15 protein-coding genes are annotated in these 19019 nt (G+C 53.7%); 2 read left to right on the top strand and 13 right to left on the bottom strand.

The genetic code is table 11. The features are described from left to right. Nucleotides 1–119: 119 nt before the first annotated feature. On the bottom strand, nucleotides 120–1460 hold the full coding sequence (locus CJP46_RS31090) for a hemolysin family protein (protein ID WP_094599510.1): 1341 nt from the start codon (nucleotides 1458–1460) through the stop codon (nucleotides 120–122). A gap of 639 nt (nucleotides 1461–2099) precedes the next feature. Then, nucleotides 2100–4349: an ATP-binding cassette domain-containing protein gene (locus CJP46_RS31095; RefSeq protein WP_094599511.1), complete on the bottom strand. Its 2250-nt coding sequence runs from the start codon at nucleotides 4347–4349 to the stop codon at nucleotides 2100–2102. A gap of 85 nt (nucleotides 4350–4434) precedes the next feature. On the opposite strand from CJP46_RS31095, the gene CJP46_RS31100 reads away from it, so the two are divergent. After that, on the top strand, nucleotides 4435–5376 hold the full coding sequence (locus tag CJP46_RS31100) for a helix-turn-helix transcriptional regulator (RefSeq protein WP_179281402.1): 942 nt from the start codon (nucleotides 4435–4437) through the stop codon (nucleotides 5374–5376). A gap of 140 nt (nucleotides 5377–5516) precedes the next feature. On the opposite strand, the gene CJP46_RS31105 is transcribed toward CJP46_RS31100, so the two are convergent. The 5 genes from CJP46_RS31105 to CJP46_RS31125 form a co-directional block, all read right to left on the bottom strand. Beyond that, nucleotides 5517–5966, bottom strand: coding sequence for a VOC family protein (locus tag CJP46_RS31105; protein ID WP_094599513.1), 450 nt, complete (start codon nucleotides 5964–5966; stop codon nucleotides 5517–5519). A 56-nt stretch (nucleotides 5967–6022) separates the two neighbouring features. After that, nucleotides 6023–6475: a VOC family protein gene (locus CJP46_RS31110; protein ID WP_094599514.1), complete on the bottom strand. Its 453-nt coding sequence runs from the start codon at nucleotides 6473–6475 to the stop codon at nucleotides 6023–6025. A gap of 159 nt (nucleotides 6476–6634) precedes the next feature. Then, nucleotides 6635–8173 (bottom strand): gluconokinase, encoded by a 1539-nt coding sequence (gene gntK, locus CJP46_RS31115; RefSeq protein ID WP_094599515.1) that lies wholly within the window; start codon nucleotides 8171–8173, stop codon nucleotides 6635–6637. 43 nt (nucleotides 8174–8216) lie between these two features. Then, nucleotides 8217–9578, bottom strand: a complete 1362-nt coding sequence (locus CJP46_RS31120; protein ID WP_094599516.1) for a GntP family permease — start codon at nucleotides 9576–9578, stop codon at nucleotides 8217–8219. Between the two features lie 161 nt (nucleotides 9579–9739). Further along, nucleotides 9740–10417 carry a GntR family transcriptional regulator gene (locus tag CJP46_RS31125; protein WP_094599599.1) on the bottom strand — a complete coding sequence of 226 codons (678 nt, stop codon included), beginning with the start codon at nucleotides 10415–10417 and terminating at the stop codon, nucleotides 9740–9742. Nucleotides 10418–10840: 423 nt separating this feature from the next. Between CJP46_RS31125 and CJP46_RS31130 the strand changes: the two genes are divergently transcribed. Beyond that, nucleotides 10841–11833, top strand: a complete 993-nt coding sequence (locus tag CJP46_RS31130) for a hypothetical protein (RefSeq protein ID WP_143813061.1) — start codon at nucleotides 10841–10843, stop codon at nucleotides 11831–11833. 1 nt (nucleotide 11834) lies between these two features. Here CJP46_RS31130 and CJP46_RS31135 read toward each other — a convergent pair whose 3' ends face one another. The 6 genes from CJP46_RS31135 to CJP46_RS31160 form a co-directional block, all read right to left on the bottom strand. Further along, nucleotides 11835–12635, bottom strand: coding sequence for an ABC transporter ATP-binding protein (locus CJP46_RS31135; RefSeq protein WP_094599518.1), 801 nt, complete (start codon nucleotides 12633–12635; stop codon nucleotides 11835–11837). Then, on the bottom strand, nucleotides 12622–13632 hold the full coding sequence (locus CJP46_RS31140; protein WP_094599519.1) for an ABC transporter ATP-binding protein: 1011 nt from the start codon (nucleotides 13630–13632) through the stop codon (nucleotides 12622–12624). Before CJP46_RS31140 ends, CJP46_RS31135 begins: the two co-directional genes overlap by 14 nt. A gap of 4 nt (nucleotides 13633–13636) precedes the next feature. Next, on the bottom strand, nucleotides 13637–14473 hold the full coding sequence (locus CJP46_RS31145) for an ABC transporter permease (protein ID WP_094599520.1): 837 nt from the start codon (nucleotides 14471–14473) through the stop codon (nucleotides 13637–13639). Between the two features lies 1 nt (nucleotide 14474). Then, nucleotides 14475–15485 carry an ABC transporter permease gene (locus tag CJP46_RS31150; protein WP_094599521.1) on the bottom strand — a complete coding sequence of 337 codons (1011 nt, stop codon included), beginning with the start codon at nucleotides 15483–15485 and terminating at the stop codon, nucleotides 14475–14477. Between the two features lie 111 nt (nucleotides 15486–15596). Next, entirely contained in the window at nucleotides 15597–17462 is a 1866-nt protein-coding gene (locus CJP46_RS31155; protein WP_094599522.1) for an ABC transporter substrate-binding protein, read from the bottom strand. Nucleotides 17463–17940: 478 nt separating this feature from the next. Next, a complete protein-coding gene (locus CJP46_RS31160; protein ID WP_094599523.1) occupies nucleotides 17941–18897 on the bottom strand; it encodes a DMT family transporter in 957 nt (318 codons plus the stop codon). Nucleotides 18898–19019: the final 122 nt, after the last annotated feature.

Raw genomic sequence — 19019 nt, forward strand, 5'->3', positions numbered from 1 at the left:
TCGTCCAACTTGGTTGTCGTACTAGAACCCGCTTTTCCATCCATGTCGTTGTCATTGCGCGATAAAGCCCAGCGGTGGCCCTTCCATGCCATCTGGGCGAAATCGGCGCAAAGACACATTTAATCGCTCTTCCCTGGCAAATTCGGCTCAGGGTCATGCTTAACGACCTCGATTTCCCGGATCAGCGGTCCTTCCATGCGCCGGACGGCAAATTCGCAATCGTCCTGCCGGATGACGTCCCCTTCGGCGAGATCGAATTTTTGCGAAAGCAGCCATCCGCCGATCGTGTACACTTCGTCCCCCGCCGGGATGTTGGTTCCCAGCTTTTTGTTCACGTCATGGATGAGCGCTTGGGGCTGAAAGCGGTAGCGGTTGTCCTCCAGCTTCGTGATCAGGCCGGTTCCGGCTGGCTGAGGCCCTCCGGAACTCGAAGGAATCTCGCCGACGATCTCCTCCAGAATATCCTCCATCGTGACAAGACCCGACGTGCCCCCATATTCGTCCATCAGCACCGCCATATTGATGCCCGCCTTCTGCATCTGGGCCAGCAGATCTCTCGCCTGGACGGTCTCGATGACCTGCAGTACCGGACGGACGAATGGCGCGACCCCCTCGTCTTCCCCAGTTACATGCCGAACGACTTGATGCAGCATTTCCTTAACATGGATGATACCCGTAACACGGTCCTTATCCCCATCGATCACAACCGGAAGGTAATTAAACGTTTTGCTCTCGATCACCTCCAGGACATCCCGGACGGTCGCATCGTGGGAGACGTAGCGGATGGAAGTCCGCGGCACCATGATTTCCCGGGCGTCCCGCTCGTCGAAATCAAAAACGTTGTTTAGATAGCGGTACTCGGTCGGCGTAATTTCGCCGCTGCGGTACCCTTCGGTGAGCGCAAAACGAAGCTCCGCTTCGCTTAACGCGGCGTCCTCCTCCGATACGGGCTTAATCCCAAAGATGCCGATAATAAAGCGCGAGGAGCGGCTCAGAATCCAGTTGAAGGGATACGTGATTTTGTAAAAAATAATCAGCGGACGGGCGAAAAACAGCGCCATCGGTTCGGCGATCTGAATCGCGAAGCTCTTCGGTACAAGCTCCCCGATCACAACCTCAAAGTAGGTCAGGATCAGAAAGGCGATGATGAAGGATACAATGCTCTCCACGGACTCTGGTGTATGCATAAGCTCGAACAACGGGTGGATCAACCGCTCCACGGTAGATTCCCCCAGCCAGCCGAGAGCCATCGAGGTCAGCGTCGTTCCGAGCTGGCAGGCGGACAGAAACTCGTCCAGCCGGGAGATGATATGTTTGACCGCGCGGGCATTTTTATTGCCTTCGGTCACCAATTGATTAATGCGGGACACTCTGACCCGGATCACCGAATATTCGGAGGCGACGAAGAACGCGGTTAACGCGATCAGCAAAACAACGAATATGATTTTCACGATTTCCACAGCATTTCCTTACCCCTGCGCCGCGGGCGGCCGTTGGCGGCCAGGATAAGGAGCACCTCCTTTATGTTCAACGGATGAAAAATCTCTTGGAATGTATATACCCATTTTTAAGGAGGGACGCATTGGTTTTGGGATGGGCCAGACAAGATGAGGATTCCTGGACTTCAGCTTTTGACGCGTGGGAACGGGCCGTGACTTCGACTTTTGCGCGTGGGAGGAACGGGCATTGGGCTTCAGCCGCTGTTGAATTCGTGTTTTATTGACTTAGGATGGACCCGAGATGATAGAGTTACCCCGGCTTCAACTTTTGGCGCGTGGGAGGAACGCGCATTGGGCTTCAGCCGCTGTTGAATTCGTGTTGTTTGGGATTTAAGGGGTGGTCACAACACGAATTTAAAGGCGGCACGTAAACTTTACGCCTCAATGCCCTTTTCCTCCAGGTGCAGCTGTCCAGGGAAACAAACCTAAAAGATAAATGGTCCATCGACTTACTTATTGAGAAGCCAGACCACGTCTTATCGGAAATTTGTTCAAAAGCTTACACTTTCTTAGACCAAAAAAATCCCGATAATTCGTAGAATCGTCGGGGTCATCTTATACTGTGAATTTCCTCCGGCACATTTGAGCCAAACATCCCCGCTAAAGGCCTAAATACCTCCCAGTGATCGAGGCGCTGCAATCGATACTATCTTTCGGTATACCTTCAAACATCACCTGGCCTCCTTCTTCTCCTGCACCAGGACCGAGATCGATCATCCAATCGGCCTGACGGATCACCTGCAAATTATGCTCGATCACGATCAAGGTACTGCCTCGCTCAACGAGGCGATTCATGAGGCCGATCAATAGTTCTACGTCAGACATATGCAGTCCGGTGGTCGGCTCGTCCAGAACATACAGGGTCCCCTCCCCCTCCAGTTCGGCGGCCAGCTTGGCCCGCTGCAATTCGCCGCCCGACAAGGTACTCAGAGGTTGTCCCAAGGTCAAATAACCGAGACCTACTTCTTTCAGTCTTTTGAGCGGCGGTTCAATTTCTTCCTCCTGGAAATAGCCCCGCGCCTCCTCGACGGTCATAGCCAAGACATCACTGATGTTTTTCCCGCGAAACCGGTAGGACAGAACTTGTTCCGTATAACGCTTCCCGCCGCATGCTTCGCAGATGCTGGAGACCGTGTCCATAAAGGCGAGATCGGTATATATGATCCCCAAGCCCTTACAGTGCGGACAAGCCCCATCGGAGTTGAAGCTGAACAGCGAAGCGTTGACGCGGTTTTCCTTGGCGAACAAAGTTCTGATCGTGTCGAATATGTCCGTATAGGTTGCCAGGTTGGACCGATTGGAGGCGTGGATCGCGCCTTGATCAATAAATATCGCTTCGGGGTAGTATCTCGGCAGAACTTGACGGATCAACGTGCTTTTTCCGGATCCCGCCACTCCGGTAACAGCGGTCATTACGCCGGCCGGAATTCGAACACTAATATCTTTAAGATTATTCAAAGACGCATGCTCGATGGCAAACCATCCGCTAGGCTTTCTGACCTCGCTCTTGAAGGCGAGTTTACGGTTTAAGTATTCGGCAGTTAATGTTTTGGACGACATCAGATGGCGAAAGCTTCCTTGGAATACAACATGTCCGCCGTCGGTTCCGGCGTGCGGCCCCATTTCAACAATGTGATCGGCGATCTGAATTACATCCGGATCATGCTCTACAATCAGAACGGTGTTGCCTTTATCCCTCAGCTGTTGAAGCAACCCGTTGATTGTGTTGACATCATGCGGATGGAGCCCGATGCTGGGCTCGTCAAAAATATACAGCAAATCGGATAAGCTGCTGCCGAGCTGGCGCACCATCTTGATCCGCTGCGATTCACCGCCCGACAGGCTGGGCGTTTCGCGGTTCAGGCTTAAATACCCAAGGCCAACCGCCAGCAAATTTTCCAGGCGTTTTGCGATCGCTTCCGTAACCGTCTGAGCTTCGGGCTCACGGATGGTACGAATAAACCCAGTAAGCTCGCTAACTTGCATCGCAGCGCATTCGGCAATGTTCTTTCCGTTAATTTCGCAGGACAACACGCGCGGATTCAAACGGCCGCCGCGGCATGAAGCGCACCGGTTCTCATTCACGATGCGATCGATCGCTTCCCTATATCTTTTAGCATCTTTCGAATCCTTGTATAAATAAGTACGCTTAATGCGCGGGATGACCCCTTCATAAAGAGACGTCGGCGGCCAACCCTCCGTTGGACTTGGCGGCTTAAATCCGCTTTTATTCAAAAGCGTGTCCATCTCCTCATCTGTATAATCCTTAAGCTTTTTGTCGTTATCGAACAGGCCGGTGCAAACATACCTTTTCCACCTGACGTCGCCAGGCATGAACGTTGGGAACAGGATTGCCCCCTTGTTAAGCGATTTTTCCCTGTCGATCAACCGGTCGACGTTGATGTCTTTCACTCTCCCCAAACCTTCGCAATCCGGACACATGCCTTGAGGGTTGTTAAAAGAAAACACGTCGGAATATCCAACGAAAGGAGTACCGATACGAGAAAACAGCAGCCGCAGCAGCGCGTAAATATCCGTGACTGTGCCAACGGTCGATCTCGCATTCCCACCGATTCTTTTTTGATTCATCACGATAACCGCCGGCAAATGCTCAATGGCATCCACCTCAGGCTGCCCATAGTGAGGGAGCCGGTTGCGGATGAAGCTGGAGTACGATTCGTTGAATTGCCGCTGCGACTCCGCTGCGATCGTATCGAAGACGAGCGCCGATTTGCCGGAGCCGGATACGCCTGCAAATACCGTAATTCGCTTTTTGGGGATCGTCACATGGATACCCTTCAGATTTTTCTCTCTCCCGCCGACAACGCGAATGTCATCTTCTTTGTTCACGTGAATTCCTCCTCTTGCGATTTGTATAAAATAGTATATGCTAAAACCATGTCAGAAACTGTCATGGTTAGGAGGAGGAACTTTTGTGAGCAAAGCCAAACTACTGTTTGATTTGATCCTGTATGTCAATGCCAAACGCAGCTTTACTGCCCAGGATGTCGCGAATGAATTTGGCATTTCTATCCGAACGGCGCACCGGTATCTTACTGATATTGGCGATATGGGTGTTCCGCTCTATACGGAACCAGGAAGAAGCGGCGGTTACCGGGTACTCCCCAACCGGACACTGCCGCCGATCATGTTTAACGAGGAAGAAGCGTTTGCTATTTTTTTTGCGTTTCAGTCATTGAAGTACTATCAGTCGCTCCCTTTTGACATTCACATCGATTCCGTCTCCCGCAAGCTGTACGCAAGCCTGCCGGGCGATACGAAAAGGAAAATGGACAGCCTTGATTCGGTCATCACCTTTTGGAATCAAAAAAGGACCGTTTCGTCTCCATTTTTAAAAGAAATCATCGAGGCTGCCGCCGCGCACCAGCTGCTTAAAATCGAGTATGTGTCGAAGCTGGAAAATACAGTGAGAGAAGTGGCTCCGATTGGTATTTACGCCAGCGATGGCTTCTGGTACATGCCTGCATTCGATCAGGCTCATGGCGAAATTCGGCTGTTTCGGACGGACCGGATCGTGTCTATGGAACAAACAAAGCAACCGTTTACACCACAGATTGAACTGCCAGAATGGCTTAACCGCAGTACGGCCCAAACGCCCCAATCGCCTGTTCGTTTATATGTAGAGCTGACCCGTGAGGGCATGAGACAGTGCCGCAGTCAGCCGTGGCTGGAGCCTTATATCGTGGAGGTTAACCCGGATCAAGGTTACATTGAATGTGTAATCGATGAGCGCGAGATGGAATTCGTGACCGGCTACTTTTCTCAGCTGGGCACTGCCGTTAAAGTCATCGAGCCCCGAGAGCTTGTGGATGGGATTTGTGAGCAGGCGCGGGAGATCCTTCGCCAGTATGCATGAGGCGATTGCTTTAAGGTAAGCTGATATGGACCGAACTAAAAAACTCCCCATACGGAGAGTTTCTTAATAAAGCATTGGTATGTTCATTAAAGCTACTGCTAAACACCGCCCTGACAAATCCATTGACACCTGGTTAGCAGTTATTTATACATCTCCCGAATCCGCTTGGCCTGCTCCTCGGGGGTCAAATCTTCAACATGGGTGGCAATCCACCAGATGTTTCCGAAGGGGTCCTTAACCCCGCCGTACCTCTCACCGGCATGCTTCATATCGGCCGGAACCATCACCGATACGGCTCCATTCCGAATGGCTCGCTCATAGACGCTGTCACAGTCGGCAACATACACGTACAGAGAAGCTGGAAAAGCACCGAAATCTGCATTGGGCTCACCGGCCATAATAACGGAATCCCCGAGCGCAATCTCAGCATGCATTACGGATCCATCCGGTCTGTCGAGTTTATACTTTAGTTTTCCATCGAACACCGATTCTATGAACTCAACCAAACACTTCACCTGTTCCACCATTAAATAGGGATTTACTGTTTTCATTCCTTCGGGTTGATGATTCGTTGTATTCATCGACGCCATGAATGAAGCCCCTCCTTAGCTTTAAAGTCGCTGTGGCCATTTATTCGACGGAAAGACTACGCTCTGCGCATCGCTCCAAGGACGATGCTGTAGCCATCCGGGTCAAGGAGGCAGGCGTTCTTGAATTCAAAGCCTCCGTGCGAACCGGTATACGGTTCGGCCGCCACGTTCGCGCCTCTGCTGCGCACTTCTTCAAGGTAGATGTCCAGGTCTCCCCATTCCATATGTACAAACGTATCCCATCCATGCTCGGGTCCTTCCCATTCCGTAGGGTAATTCCTTCGTTTGGCGGAAACCGCATTCGGTTTAACATCCTCGGGCGAGGCCGCCTGCTGCAAAATAAAAATCATACCGTCCCGTTCAGCATGCCCCCAATCATCCACTTGGCATCCGAGCATATCCCGGTAAAATAACTGCGATTGCTTCAGGTCCGAAACGAGCCTGACTTGAATCGACTTTCCCAGCAGCTTCTTCGGTTCTGTCTGCATGCCCATCGTTTGTTGGTCCATGGTTACACATCCCCTTGTGATCATTGTAAGGGCCGTATTGAAATGGAAAATACACCCACTCCTAGATTAGCGAATATACGTTCTGATGTAAACCGTTTTTTATGCAAAAAGCCTGCACAGCTGTTATCCGCTGTACAGGCATTCTTTTGATCCTTCGGATTAGAACAGGCTGCGCTGAAAATCGGCGATCGCCTTATATTCCTCTTCCAAGTTTCGCGAAATTTTAATAAAGATCGGCAGCAGCTGGTGGTAGACTTTTGCGTTCTCCTTCACCGGCTTATGCTGATGCGTCGATCCAACCATTCCGGAGACGATACCGAGTGAATCGATTTTGCCCATCGCGTACAAGCCGAGCACGACGGCGCCAAGGCAGGAGCTCTCGAAGCTCTCCGGAACGATCACTTCCTGATCGAAGATGTCGGCCATCATTTGGCGCCACAGCGGGGAACGTGAAAATCCGCCGGTCGCGTGGATTTTGGCCGGGCGCCCGATGCGCTCTTCCATTGCCAGCAGTACGGTATATAAGTTGAAAATGACGCCTTCAAGAACGGCACGGATCATGTGCTCCTTGCGGTGGTGCATCGTCAAGCCGAAGAAGGATCCCCGGGCATCGGGGTTCCAGAGCGGGGCTCGCTCCCCCGTCAAATAAGGGTGGAACAGCAGCCCGTCGGATCCCGGATTCACCTGTTCCGCAATCCGCGTCAGCAGATCGTACGAATCGATGCCAAGACGTTTTGCGGTCTCGATCTCGGATGCGGCAAGCTCGTCATGGACCCATTGGAACAGCATGCCGCCGTTGTTGACGGGACCGCCGATCACCCACAGCTTCTCCGTCAAGGCATAGCAGAAAATGCGGCCCTTCGGATCCGTCACCGGACGATCGACCACGGTGCGGATCGCACCGCTGGTGCCGATGGTGGCGGCAACGACGCCGGGCTCGATCGCATTGACGCCCAGGTTGGACAGCACGCCGTCACTCGCTCCCACGATAAACGGCGTGGATGGGTCGAGCCCCATCTCGGCGGCAAATGTCTGATCCAGTCCATCCATACGGTAGGTGGTCGGAACGAGCTCGGACAATTGGCTTGGCGTAATGCCGGCTACCTGCAGCGCCTCTTCGTCCCAATCGAGCTTGTTCAAGTTCATGAGGCCCGTACAGGAGGCTATTGAATGATCCACGACGTACCGGTTAAATAGCTTGGCGAACACGTACTCCTTAATCGAGATGAACTTGGACGTTTTTTCGAAAATGTCCGGATTGTCATGGCGCAGCCACATCAATTTGGTCAGCGGGGACATCGGATGGATCGGCGTACCTGTGCGGAGGTAAATTTCATGCCCGTTCATGTCGTTCTTCAGCACTTCGGACCATTTCGCGCTGCGGTTATCCGCCCACGTAATGCAGTTCATCAACGGTTTACCGTCCTGGCCGACCGGAATGACGCTGTGCATGGCCGAGCTGAACGAGACGAACATCACCTGCTCGGGGCGGATTCCGCTTGTGTCCATCACCTGCTTCACCGAATGGATTACGGCCGTAAATATCAGATCCGGATCCTGTTCGGCAATGGAAGATGTCGGCGTCAACAGCGGGTAGCCTTCACTTCCCTTGGCTACAACCTTTCCGTTTTCTTCGAACAGAACAGCTTTGGTGCTCGTCGTTCCAATATCGATTCCGATCATCAGATTACTGCTCATGTTTCAACCTTCTTTCCTCTTCACTAGACGTATCCTTATATCCTTATACTACCAGACTGAGCACCAGGATGATAATCAATGCAACGACCGACAACAGCGTTTCCATGACGGTCCAGGATTTCAACGTCTGTGGAACGGACATGTTAAAGAACTCCTTGACCATCCAGAAACCGGCGTCGTTGACATGCGATAGGACGAGCGAGCCGGCTCCGGTCGCCAGGACGACGAGCTCGACATTGGCTGCCGGGTTCAGCGCAAGCACCGGCGCGACGATCCCCGCGGTCGTGGTCATGGCCACGGTCGCGGAACCGGTTGCAACGCGGATGAGTGCGGCAACGAACCAAGCGAACAAAATAATGTTGATGTGGGCCGAAGTCGCGATTTGGGCGATCGCGTCACCCACGCCGCTGTTAATGAGCACCTGCTTGAACGCGCCGCCGCCGCCAATGATCAATATAATCGTGGCTGTTGGCGCCAGGCATTCGCTCGTAAACTTCGAAATCTGTTCTTTCGTAAAACCTCTGGCAAAGCCGAGGGAGAAGAAAGAAAACACGACCGAAATCAGGAGCGCGATAATTTCGTTACCGATAAATTCACAGAACAGCGTGAAGCCGCTGGTTGCATCCTTATCGACGATCGAAGCGATCGAACCGATCAGCATCAGAATGACCGGCATCAGAATCGTCAACAGCGTGATGCCGAAGCCCGGAAGCTTGCGCGTATTGCTGCTGGAGAACTGCTCCGCCAGTTCGGCAGGCGGCTCGACCTGGATGCGTCTGCCGATCCATTTCCCGAAGAGCGGACCGGCCACGATGGCCGTCGGAATGCCTACAATAAGGGAGTACAAAATCGTTTTCCCCAAATTCGCCTGATACGCGTCAATGGCGATCATCGGTGCCGGATGCGGCGGCACAAGTCCGTGAACGGTAGACAGACCGGCCAGAATCGGAATGCCGATTTGCAGCAGCGACATTTTGGTTTTACGGGCGACGGTAAAAATAATCGGGATCAGCAGAATGACGCCGACCTCAAAAAATACTGGAATCCCTACAATAAAGCCGACGATCATCATCGCCCAGTGAACGCGTTTCTCCCCGAACCGGTTCACGAGAGTCGTAGCGATCTGCTCGGCGCCGCCGGATTCGGCCATCATTTTACCGAGCATCGTGCCGAGACCGATGACGATCGCGATCGTGCCGAGCGTGCCGCCAAGCCCCTTGGTTACGGAATCGATAATATCCATCGGTTTCATGCTGGTCAGGAATCCGAGCAGCAGGGCGGACAACAGCAGGGTCACAAACGGATTCCACTTGAATTTTGCGATAAACACAATAAGAAATGCAATGGCGATCAGTGTCCATACAATGAGCGTCCAATTATGGCTCATACCGAAAATACTGGACATGGGTTGTCCTCCTTCTGTTCGTACATGATGTTTTCACATATGATACCCATTATTCCAAGCTTTGATTTTAAATACTTGCATACTTGTCGACAACATGAAACGGAAGCTGCCGAGGACAGCCTCTTTCGTTCATATGGTGGATGAAAGGCCAGCCGGAAGCTTTAAAAATCCGTTAAGCTGCGGTGCAGCGTCATGCGCGAATCGGCGAAGTACTCCTGAACGAGCTTCTGAATTTCGTCCGCATCGCCGAAGGCCAGCCCGTCCATGATTTTCAGATGCTTGCCGATGACGGAGCCCAGCTTCTTCTCCCCCTTGGAAAAGATCTCTTCGGTGGTAATGAGCATGACCGTCATCACGATGGGCCGGATGCTGCTCCATAAATGCAAAATGCGCTTATGGTCCGCAGCCGTAATAATCGCCTCGTGAAAGGACAGATCCTGGAACGAAAATTCAACCGCATCCTGATGCTTTACCGCAAGCTCCATCCGGTCAACGATCCGGCGAAGGGATGTCAGCAGCTGCTCCCGATCCATCTCCGCCAGCCGCTGCTGGACGAAGCTCTCGATGAGGAAGCGGACATCATACAATTCTACAATATCGGTCAGGCTGAGCCCGACGACGACGGCGCCCATTCGCTCAAGCCGGATCAGCCCTTCGCTCGAGAGCGATTTCAAGGCTTCTCTGACAGGGGAACGGCTTGTCCCGAATTCGGCGGCCACCCGGTTTTCTGAAATGATTTCACCCGGCTTGATCCGGCCGCTGATGATCTGCAGCCTCAGCTCGGATGCGATCGACTCTCCCAAGGAGACACCTTGCAGCCAGGATGAAGGATAACGCAGCATGAGACAACTCTCCTAAATCAATGTATGTACAACGATGTACGTTACCGATTTTATCATACAACCGCCCGCCCCATCCATGGTGTCTTACCTGTATTCCGGAAGCCTGCCTTAGCCGTTTGACCGGCTGCCATATGACGGGAGCCCGAATTTTCCATTTTTTCAAATGAACCATGCAACAACGAAGAACCGGAATGCGTCTTTTACCACGAAGACAGCGTGTGCTTCGAAAAAGAAACGCTTCCAGTTTTATTGTGCTTTGCCCAATGAGGATCGATTCGTCAAAAAAAGGTGCCTGGCCTGCTCCTGCCTTCAAGTATACTTGTATACAACTTGTAATCGTCTTTATTTTAAAACAATCCGCGCGATCTGTAAACCGCGTGGATGAAACATCCAGCTCACCGCGCTTCGTAAAAGGAGAGAATGAAATTGAAAAAAATCGCCGGCATCCTGCTGCTTTCCATCTGTATCGCCACGGGCTGCGAAAGTCACAAGCCTTCGGCGGGTACCGCATCACCTGACGGCACGGACACCGCTACCACCGTTAACGTTACGGACGGGGACAACGGAAATCATCCTGCGGATGCCACTCCCCAAGCTTCCACCCGTGATGACGGGAGCCAGCAATCTCCAGAAGGACATGTCGGCACGGTCGAAGCAGAAAATCAAGGGCGGCTGCAGTCTTCCCAGCTAATGTTCGGCTATTTGGACTCCGCCGGCAGCCGGATTCTTGCAGCCGATCCTGAAGGGACGCAGCAAACGCCCCGGGAGCCGTTTACCCAAGCGGTCATCGCGCCGGGCGAGCTTACTGAAATCCGCTTCGCGAAGCATCAGACACGGACGGAACAGGATACCGGCAGGCAGACCCGGTACAATTTCGCCAACGATGAAGGTGATATGTACCTCCTCCCTTCCCCGGTAACCCCTGCCGATCCCGACGACGGCGTCGTCCTTGCGCACAAGGACGCTTTTGCCGGGCATCAGTTTTTACAGGTGGAGCATGCAGAAGGAAGCCTGCCCCAGGAGGCTGCGGCCCGGATCGAGCAAGCCAAAGGGCTGAACATCCAAAGCCAGGGACTTATCGGACAAATCGCCCCGGACGTTCAGCTGGGTATCGTCCGTTACGCCCAAGGCAGCGGCAATCCGCTGGCCAGCCTCGTGCTGATCACCCCGGATCAGCTGCTGTTTCGCGACTTTGAAGGAACGGATGACCCGAACTCCACTTGGCGCGTCGACGACGGTGGGCAGATGGACCCGCAGCTGTTTCACGTCTTATTTGTCACCCGTTCCGGGCCTGGCTATACACTGGGGTACGAATGGTGGGGCGCGGAAGGATCGAACCTGGCCGTGCTGCAGCAGGACGGCGGCGAATTTCGCGTCGTGCAGGAAGGCGGCCGCTACACGGCTCCAATGTAACCTAACCCAAATCCCAAGCCGTATGAATTTTCGGCACGTCGCTGATGAGCTGCTTCGTATAAGTATGCTGAGGGTTCAAAATAATGTCCTCGGCCGGTCCCCTCTCCACGATCTGGCCCTTCTCCATGATGTAGATCGTGTCGCTCACGTAATAAGCGAGCCCAACGTCGTGCGTGATGAAAATAATCGTCATCTGGTTTTCGTCCCTCAGCTTCAGCAGCATGTCGAGAATGGTGGACCGGGAGCAGGCGTCGACCATCGAGGTGGGTTCATCCGCGATCAGCACTTTCGGATGAAGCATAAAAATCCGGGCGATCATGAGCCGCTGCATCTGCCCGCCGGACAGCTCGAACGGATACTTGTTATATAGCTCCTCGAACTTCAGATTGACGAAAGAGCAGGCTTCTTTCATTTTGTTGAACTGCTCTTCCTTGGTGAGCTTCAGCCCCTGCAGCCGGATGCAGCTCAGCAGCAGCTTCTCCACCCGCTGGAACAGGTTAAAGGATGAGAACGGGTCCTGAAAGATCGCCTGAATGTCTTTCCAGTACTTTTTCCGGTCGGCATGGCGGCTGAGCACTCTGGGTTGTCCTTTGTAATCGATGCTCCCCCCCGACTCCTTTAAGAGGCCCATAATGATTTTGGCAAGGGTCGTTTTGCCGCTGCCGCTCTCGCCGACGATGGAAATGATTTCGCCCTTGTGAAAATCGAAATCCACCGTATCGACCGCCGTCGTTTTGGCCGCTCCGTAACCGAAAACTTTCGTAATGCCTCTGCCGCGGATCAACAGGTCACGACTGCTCATTCGCATACCACTCCTTCAGCGTTCCTGTGTCAAAATGGCACCGGTACTGGCGACCGTCCACTTCCTGGACCGCCACATTGTTTTCCCTGCATAGATCCTGGGCAAAAGAGCACCGCTCGGCAAACCGGCAGCCGGCCGGCACATGCTTTAAATTCGGCGGCGTGCCCGGAATGGCCGCCAGCTTGTGCCCCTTCATCCCCTCTTCCGGAACGATGATGGAGCCCATCAGCTTTTTCGTATACGGATGCAGCGGATCGAATATCATCTGATCGGCCGTTCCCCGCTCCACGATCTCACCTGCGTACATGACCATAATGTCGTCGGTGACATGGTAGAGCAGCGGCAGCTCATGCGTGATGAACACCAGCGAGCGGATGAACTGCTTGTCGAGCAGGTCCTTCATCAGCTTGATGACCGCCTTCTGTGACGTCACGTCAAGCGCGGACGTCGGTTCGTCGGCGATCAGCACCTTCGGATTCAGAATGGTGGAGATGGCAATGACCGTCCGCTGCTTCATGCCCCCGGAGAGCTCGTTTGGATAGGAACGCAGTACCTTGGGCGACAGATTAAGCGTTTCAAACCGCTCGACGGCCATGTCCCACACCTGCTTCTTGGTGAGCTCAGGCCGATGCTCCTTCATGATATCCTCAATGAAGCGGATGATCCGCAGCGTCGGATTGAGGGCGTTCATGGCCGCCTGGGGAATATACGCAATTTCCCGCCCGGAAATTTGCGTGCGCAGCTGCTCCTTGCTCAGCTTCATGATGTCCCGGCCGTGGATTTGGATCGAACCGCTGCCGTAATGGAGCGGCGGAAAATAAAATCCCATCAGGCTCAGCGCCAGCGTCGACTTGCCGCAGCCGGATTCGCCGGCGATGCCGAGCGTTTTCCCCTCTTCCAGCACGAAATCGACGCCGTCGACGGCAAACACTTTTTCCTTGAGCCGGGTTTTATAATAGGTTTTCAGTCCGCTTACTTCCAGAATGTTTGTGGTCATCGGCCTAGCTCCTTATTTTCGGATTAAAAATTTCGTCCATGCCGGTGTTCATCATGTACAGCGAGAACGTGATCAGCGCGATCGACAGCGCTGCCGGAATAAACGCCCACCATGCGCCCGCCACCGGCGCCTCGAAGACGAGCGCCCAGTTCATGATGATGCCGAGGGAGATCGTGTTGTACGGCCCCAGCCCCAGCATCGAGATGGAGGCTTCCGACAGAATGCCGGACGCGGTCTGCAGCACGAACGCCATGACGACATAGGACGCGATGTACGGCAAAATTTCAAAGACGATGATCCGGGGCGTGCTGTGTCCGGAAATTTTGGCGATATGGACATGGTCCCGGTTTCGGAGCGAGCTGGTCTGTGCCCTGACGGCCCGAGCCGTCCACGGCCAGCTGGTGATGCCGATTATGATCGCGGTCACGAGCGAGCTGCGCGAGTTGATGCTGACCGAGATGAGGATCAGAATAATAAACGACGGTATGACGATAAAAATGTTCGTGATCGACGTCAGCAAATTATCCACGATGCCGCCGATGTAACCGGAAGCGAGACCGATAATGAGTCCGATCGCCGTGGCGAACACGCCTGCGATGAGACCGACCCGGATCGAGGTTTGGATGCCGTACATCAGCTCCAGGAACAAATCCCGCCCGAAATTGTCCGAACCGAGCCACAATTGCGAACTCGGCGGCTGAAACGCCAAGGCGATCATCTCCAGCGGATCCTTCTTGTTGATCATCGGATAGATCAGCACCAGCGCCAGCATGACGATGAATATCCCCGCCCCCAGCATGAATTTGGGGGATTTGATGAGAATGTTGAGCGAATTTTTCATATTACTGGTCCTCCATTTGCGAGGCTTTGATCCGCGGATCGATAAAACCGTAAATAATATCAATCGTAAAGTTAGCCAGCAGAACAGAGAGCGCGATCAGCAGCGTGCAGCCGGATATGAGCGGGTAATCGAGCTGACGGATGGCCGTGAACAGCCAGGTGCCGATACCCGGATAGCTGAACACGATTTCGCAGATGAGCGAACCGCCCACCATCGTGCCGATGGACAAGGCCAATCCGGTGATTTGGGGAAGCATGGCGTTCCGGAACACGTATCTGGAAATCCGCGAATCGCGGATCCCGAGCAGCTTGCTGTACAGCACATAGTCGGCATTCAGCTCGTAAATGGACATCTCCCGCATCCCGATCGCCTGGCCGCCGATGGTGACGAGCACGATCGAGAGGAACGGCAGCGTATGGTGGCGGATGACCGAGCCGATAAATTCGAGGCTGAGCTGCGGAATCATTTGAAAATCGTACCCTCCGGACAGCGGGAACCATCCCAGCGTCAGGGCGAATACGTACAGCATGATGATGGCCAGCGTGAAAAAGGGAATCGAGTTCACGAACAGGGCCACCGGAAAGATCACCTTATCGAACACGCCCTTTTTATAGGCGGCCACGGCTCCGAGTACGTTGCCCAGAATCCAGCCCACCAGAATCGCCGGCAGCTGCAGGCCGATTGTCCACGGCACTGCCGAAGCCAGAATGTCCGTCACCTTTTTCGGATACAGGCCGAACGAAGTGCCCAGATCGCCGGTAAACAGGTTTTGGATATAGATCAGAAACTGCTGCCAGAGCGGCTTGTCAACACCAAACTCCTGGATGAACGTCTCATAGACCCGTTTGATCGTATCGCTGTCCGTCATGCCCTTGGTCATCTGCGAGACAATCAGGCTGACGGGGTTCCCCTCGATCATGCGCGGAAGGAAAAAATTCAGGGAAACGGCAATGACGAGCGTCACCAGGTACCAAAACAACTTTTTTATGAAATATTTGGCATAGGCATTCAAGAAGGTCCCTCCCTTGATCTTTGGATCGGCGGCGGATGCGTCTTGGAAAAGAGGGCCCGCATGGCGCTCCGGCAGTACCGGGAGCCTCCCATGCAGGCCGCTTACTTGGGCTTAGTTGTGAATCTGGTACAGCGCCCGGATGCCCGCGCCGTCCATGGCGATTTGTGGAGGGATGTTGCTTCCGTCTCCATCAACAGGGAAGCCTTTCCACACCGATTCATTGACCGTATGGAACACCCACGGACGGTACATGAGCGGAATGGACGGAATGTCGGTCAGCCAGATTTTCGTCAAATCCGTGTACAGGTTTTTGAGCTCTGCCTGATCGGTGACGGACGGGATTTTGTCGATAATTTGGTCGGCCTTGTCGTTTTTGTAACGGCCCCAGTTCCAGAACGCCATTTCGCCGAGCGGAGCCACTTCCTTGGAATACATGATGTCATGCGCTCTGCTCCACGGCTGGCTCGGATTGACGCCGCCCGCAGGCGTGTTCATGATGATGTCGAACTTGCCGGTTTGCAGGTCGTTTGTCCATACCGGCGCTTCCGGGAACTTCGTGCGGATCTCAATGCCGATCGCTTTGGCGCTCTGTGCTACGATTTCCAGCGCCGCGTTCCAGTCGGACCAGCCGTAAGGGCATTCCACTTCATATGGCCCGAGCCGGGTGCCGTTCAGCACGCGGATGCCATCCTTGCCTTTCTTGGCGCCGATTTTGTCAAGCAGCTCGTTGGCCGCCTTGACATCGGTCGTCCACTGCAGCGATTTGATCGCACCCTGATCGACGTACTTGGACTCCGCATCCGTGTTCAGCGTCAGGGACGGCTCCATTGCGGCGGAGTAGCCGCTCATCGCGAGGTCGGAGATTTTCTTGTAATCGATGCTCATCGCAATCGCGCGGCGGACGTCTGGGTTATCCAGCCCTTTTTTCGAGAAATTGAAGAAGATCGAAGGCATGGAGCCCGGCACGTAATAAGGCGCGTCTTTCAGATAGGTCTTGATGGGAGCGCCGTTCTTCCACATGTTCCATACCTGCGGGATGAACTGCTGGGAGACGTCCACCTGTCCGCTCTTGAAGGCCAAATCGCCGGCAGCGTTATCCTTGTAGATGACGTGCGTAATATATTTCGGAGCAGGCAGCTTGCCGAAAAGCGATTTGCCCCAGTAATTGTCGTCGCGAACAATCGTGATTTTCTGGTCGTTGTAGAAGTAGATTTTGTAAGGGCCGGTGGCTACCGGATTGGCGTTGACTTCCTTGCGGATCGTCGCCAGATCGTTGTTCGACTTCTTCTCGATTTCTTCCCAAATATGTTTGGGCATCATCGGAATCAGTTCGATGCTGTCGAGCACCGTCAGGCGGTTCGGATTGTCTTTGTTCAGCGTGATCTTGACCCCATTCGGGCCATCCGCCGCGACATCCGCGATGTACGCCCAGTAGTTGCTCCAGTTGATGTCGTATTTTTTTCCGAGCTGGTAGGTGTACACGACGTCATCGGACGTAAATGGCTGGCCGTCACTCCACTTGGCGTCCTTGTTCAGCTCGATATGCAGCGTCATGTCGTCGGTCCACTCATACTTCGTGCCGAGCAGTGGCTCGAGCTTGCCGTCCAGCTGGTTGATCATGAACAGCGTCTCGTAAACCAGCTCTCTCGAGTTACCATAGTTGATCGGGAAAGCCGGATTGCCGCTCAGCAGGTTGAAGTTGGACGGCGGCCCCCATTGAATTCCGTTGATGTACAGGGTTTCATTTCTCGGCGTTTCTTTGGCGTCTCCGCTCGTTGCCGGCTGGTTCGCCGCGGGTTCGGTTTTCGCGGGTTCCGTGGCTTTTTCTCCCTGATCGGCCGGCGTATTTTCCCCTTGCGCCGGCGGCGTCGTCGTTCCCGTTGCGGAAGGCGGCTGCACGGTCTGGCAGCCCGCGATCATCACGGTCGCCGCCACCAAAAGGGCCATGAGCGGCTTGGAAGCGAATTTCAGCTTCATGTGAACTCCCCCATTTCCTCCAATTCACATCTACATAAATTGAACTAAAGAAAGGGAAAGCACTTCGCCTGTATTCCAGATGGAATCAAGAGAAGCAAGGTTAAACTTTAGTTCATTTTATATACATGCAAGCGTGCTGCAGATTTCACGTCTTTAGATCGGTAGGTCCGTGCCTCCTGGATTCGAAGAAACCGAACCTCTTCATCCTGAGGAAACCGCATACCCATTCACGAAAAAGCACAGAGCGGGCTGCCGGATTCATGCGGCTAAAACGTGTTCTGCAAGCGCTTTCCGTAAAATGTATGAAGGATCGCTTGGAAATGATGACTGATTTATTTTTTAAATGTGCTGAAAAAAAGTTACTGGAAAATTCCGCTCGGAGCTGCCCCCTCCAAACAAAAACGGCCCCTGCTATCAACAGGAGCCGCCTTTCAAACTTATATAAATTGCGCCTTCAAAACTTGGACCGCTTGCGAGGTTAAGCTGCACTTCTCCGGGAAATCGCGAACAGTGCAGCCCAGATCAGGATAAATCCAACCGCCTGTGTCAGCGTCACGGCCTGATTGAACACGATCCAGTTGATCAGCACACTCACCATCGGGAAGCTCAGTTCCGCCAGCGTGGCGACCGATGCTTTCGTCGTCGTCAGCCCTTTATAGTATACCAGCAAGCTGAACAGACCCGGCAGGAGCGCCTGGCCCAGCATGTTGATCGATACCGCAGCCAGCGTTCCCCCGTCAGTGTTCACCTGCCAAGGGTCGCCCTGATTGATGGTGATTCCGATTAGCAGCGGCAGCGCCAGGATAAAGCGCAGGGAAGTTACCGTTTCATACTCCATTTTTCCGACCATCAGACGCCCCATGACCGTGGAACCGCCCCACAGTGCCGCGGCACCCAGTGAGAACAAGCTGCCGACCTTGACGAAATCATTCACATGCCCGAACGGAAACGTAAAGCCGAAGGTCAACAAATACGTTCCGGCCAGCGCAACGATGAACAGCCAGGTGAAATGCTTCGGAAGCTTCTCGCGCAAAAGCAGTTTAGCCATCAGAATGGCGAAGATTGGCTGCAGCTTCTGCAGCAGGACGACCGCGTTCAAATTTCCAGAGGACAGCCCCTGCGTAAACAGTATGGTAGCAATCGCCGAGCCGCCCCATGACAGGAAGAGCAGCGCGCCGACGTGTCTCATCTTCAGACCTTTCAATTCGCTCCGGCGTTTCCAGAAGATCGGTGCGACGAACAGCACCAGCAGGATATGCTCAATGAGCACGATCTGCGTTGCCGTCATATGTTCTTTGAGCAAAATAATCCGGAACAGCGGATCCGCGCCCCACAACGCTGCACCCAGCACGACCAGCCAAAAGCCGGATTTGCTGCGTTCGGCCTTCCCGCTTGCCGCGGGCCGGACCTTGATATTGCCGCCTACATTTTCCATACTCCAGTTCCCCTATCCCTGAATACGGAGTCAACATTGGAAAACCCCCGAGATCGACATCAATCGACACATCGGGGGTTGATCAAATAAGCTTGCGGAAATGTCAAAATTTCGCGCACGCC

This window comes from Paenibacillus sp. XY044 (assembly GCF_002257645.1).
Classification (GTDB): Bacteria; Bacillota; Bacilli; order Paenibacillales; family Paenibacillaceae; genus Paenibacillus_AQ.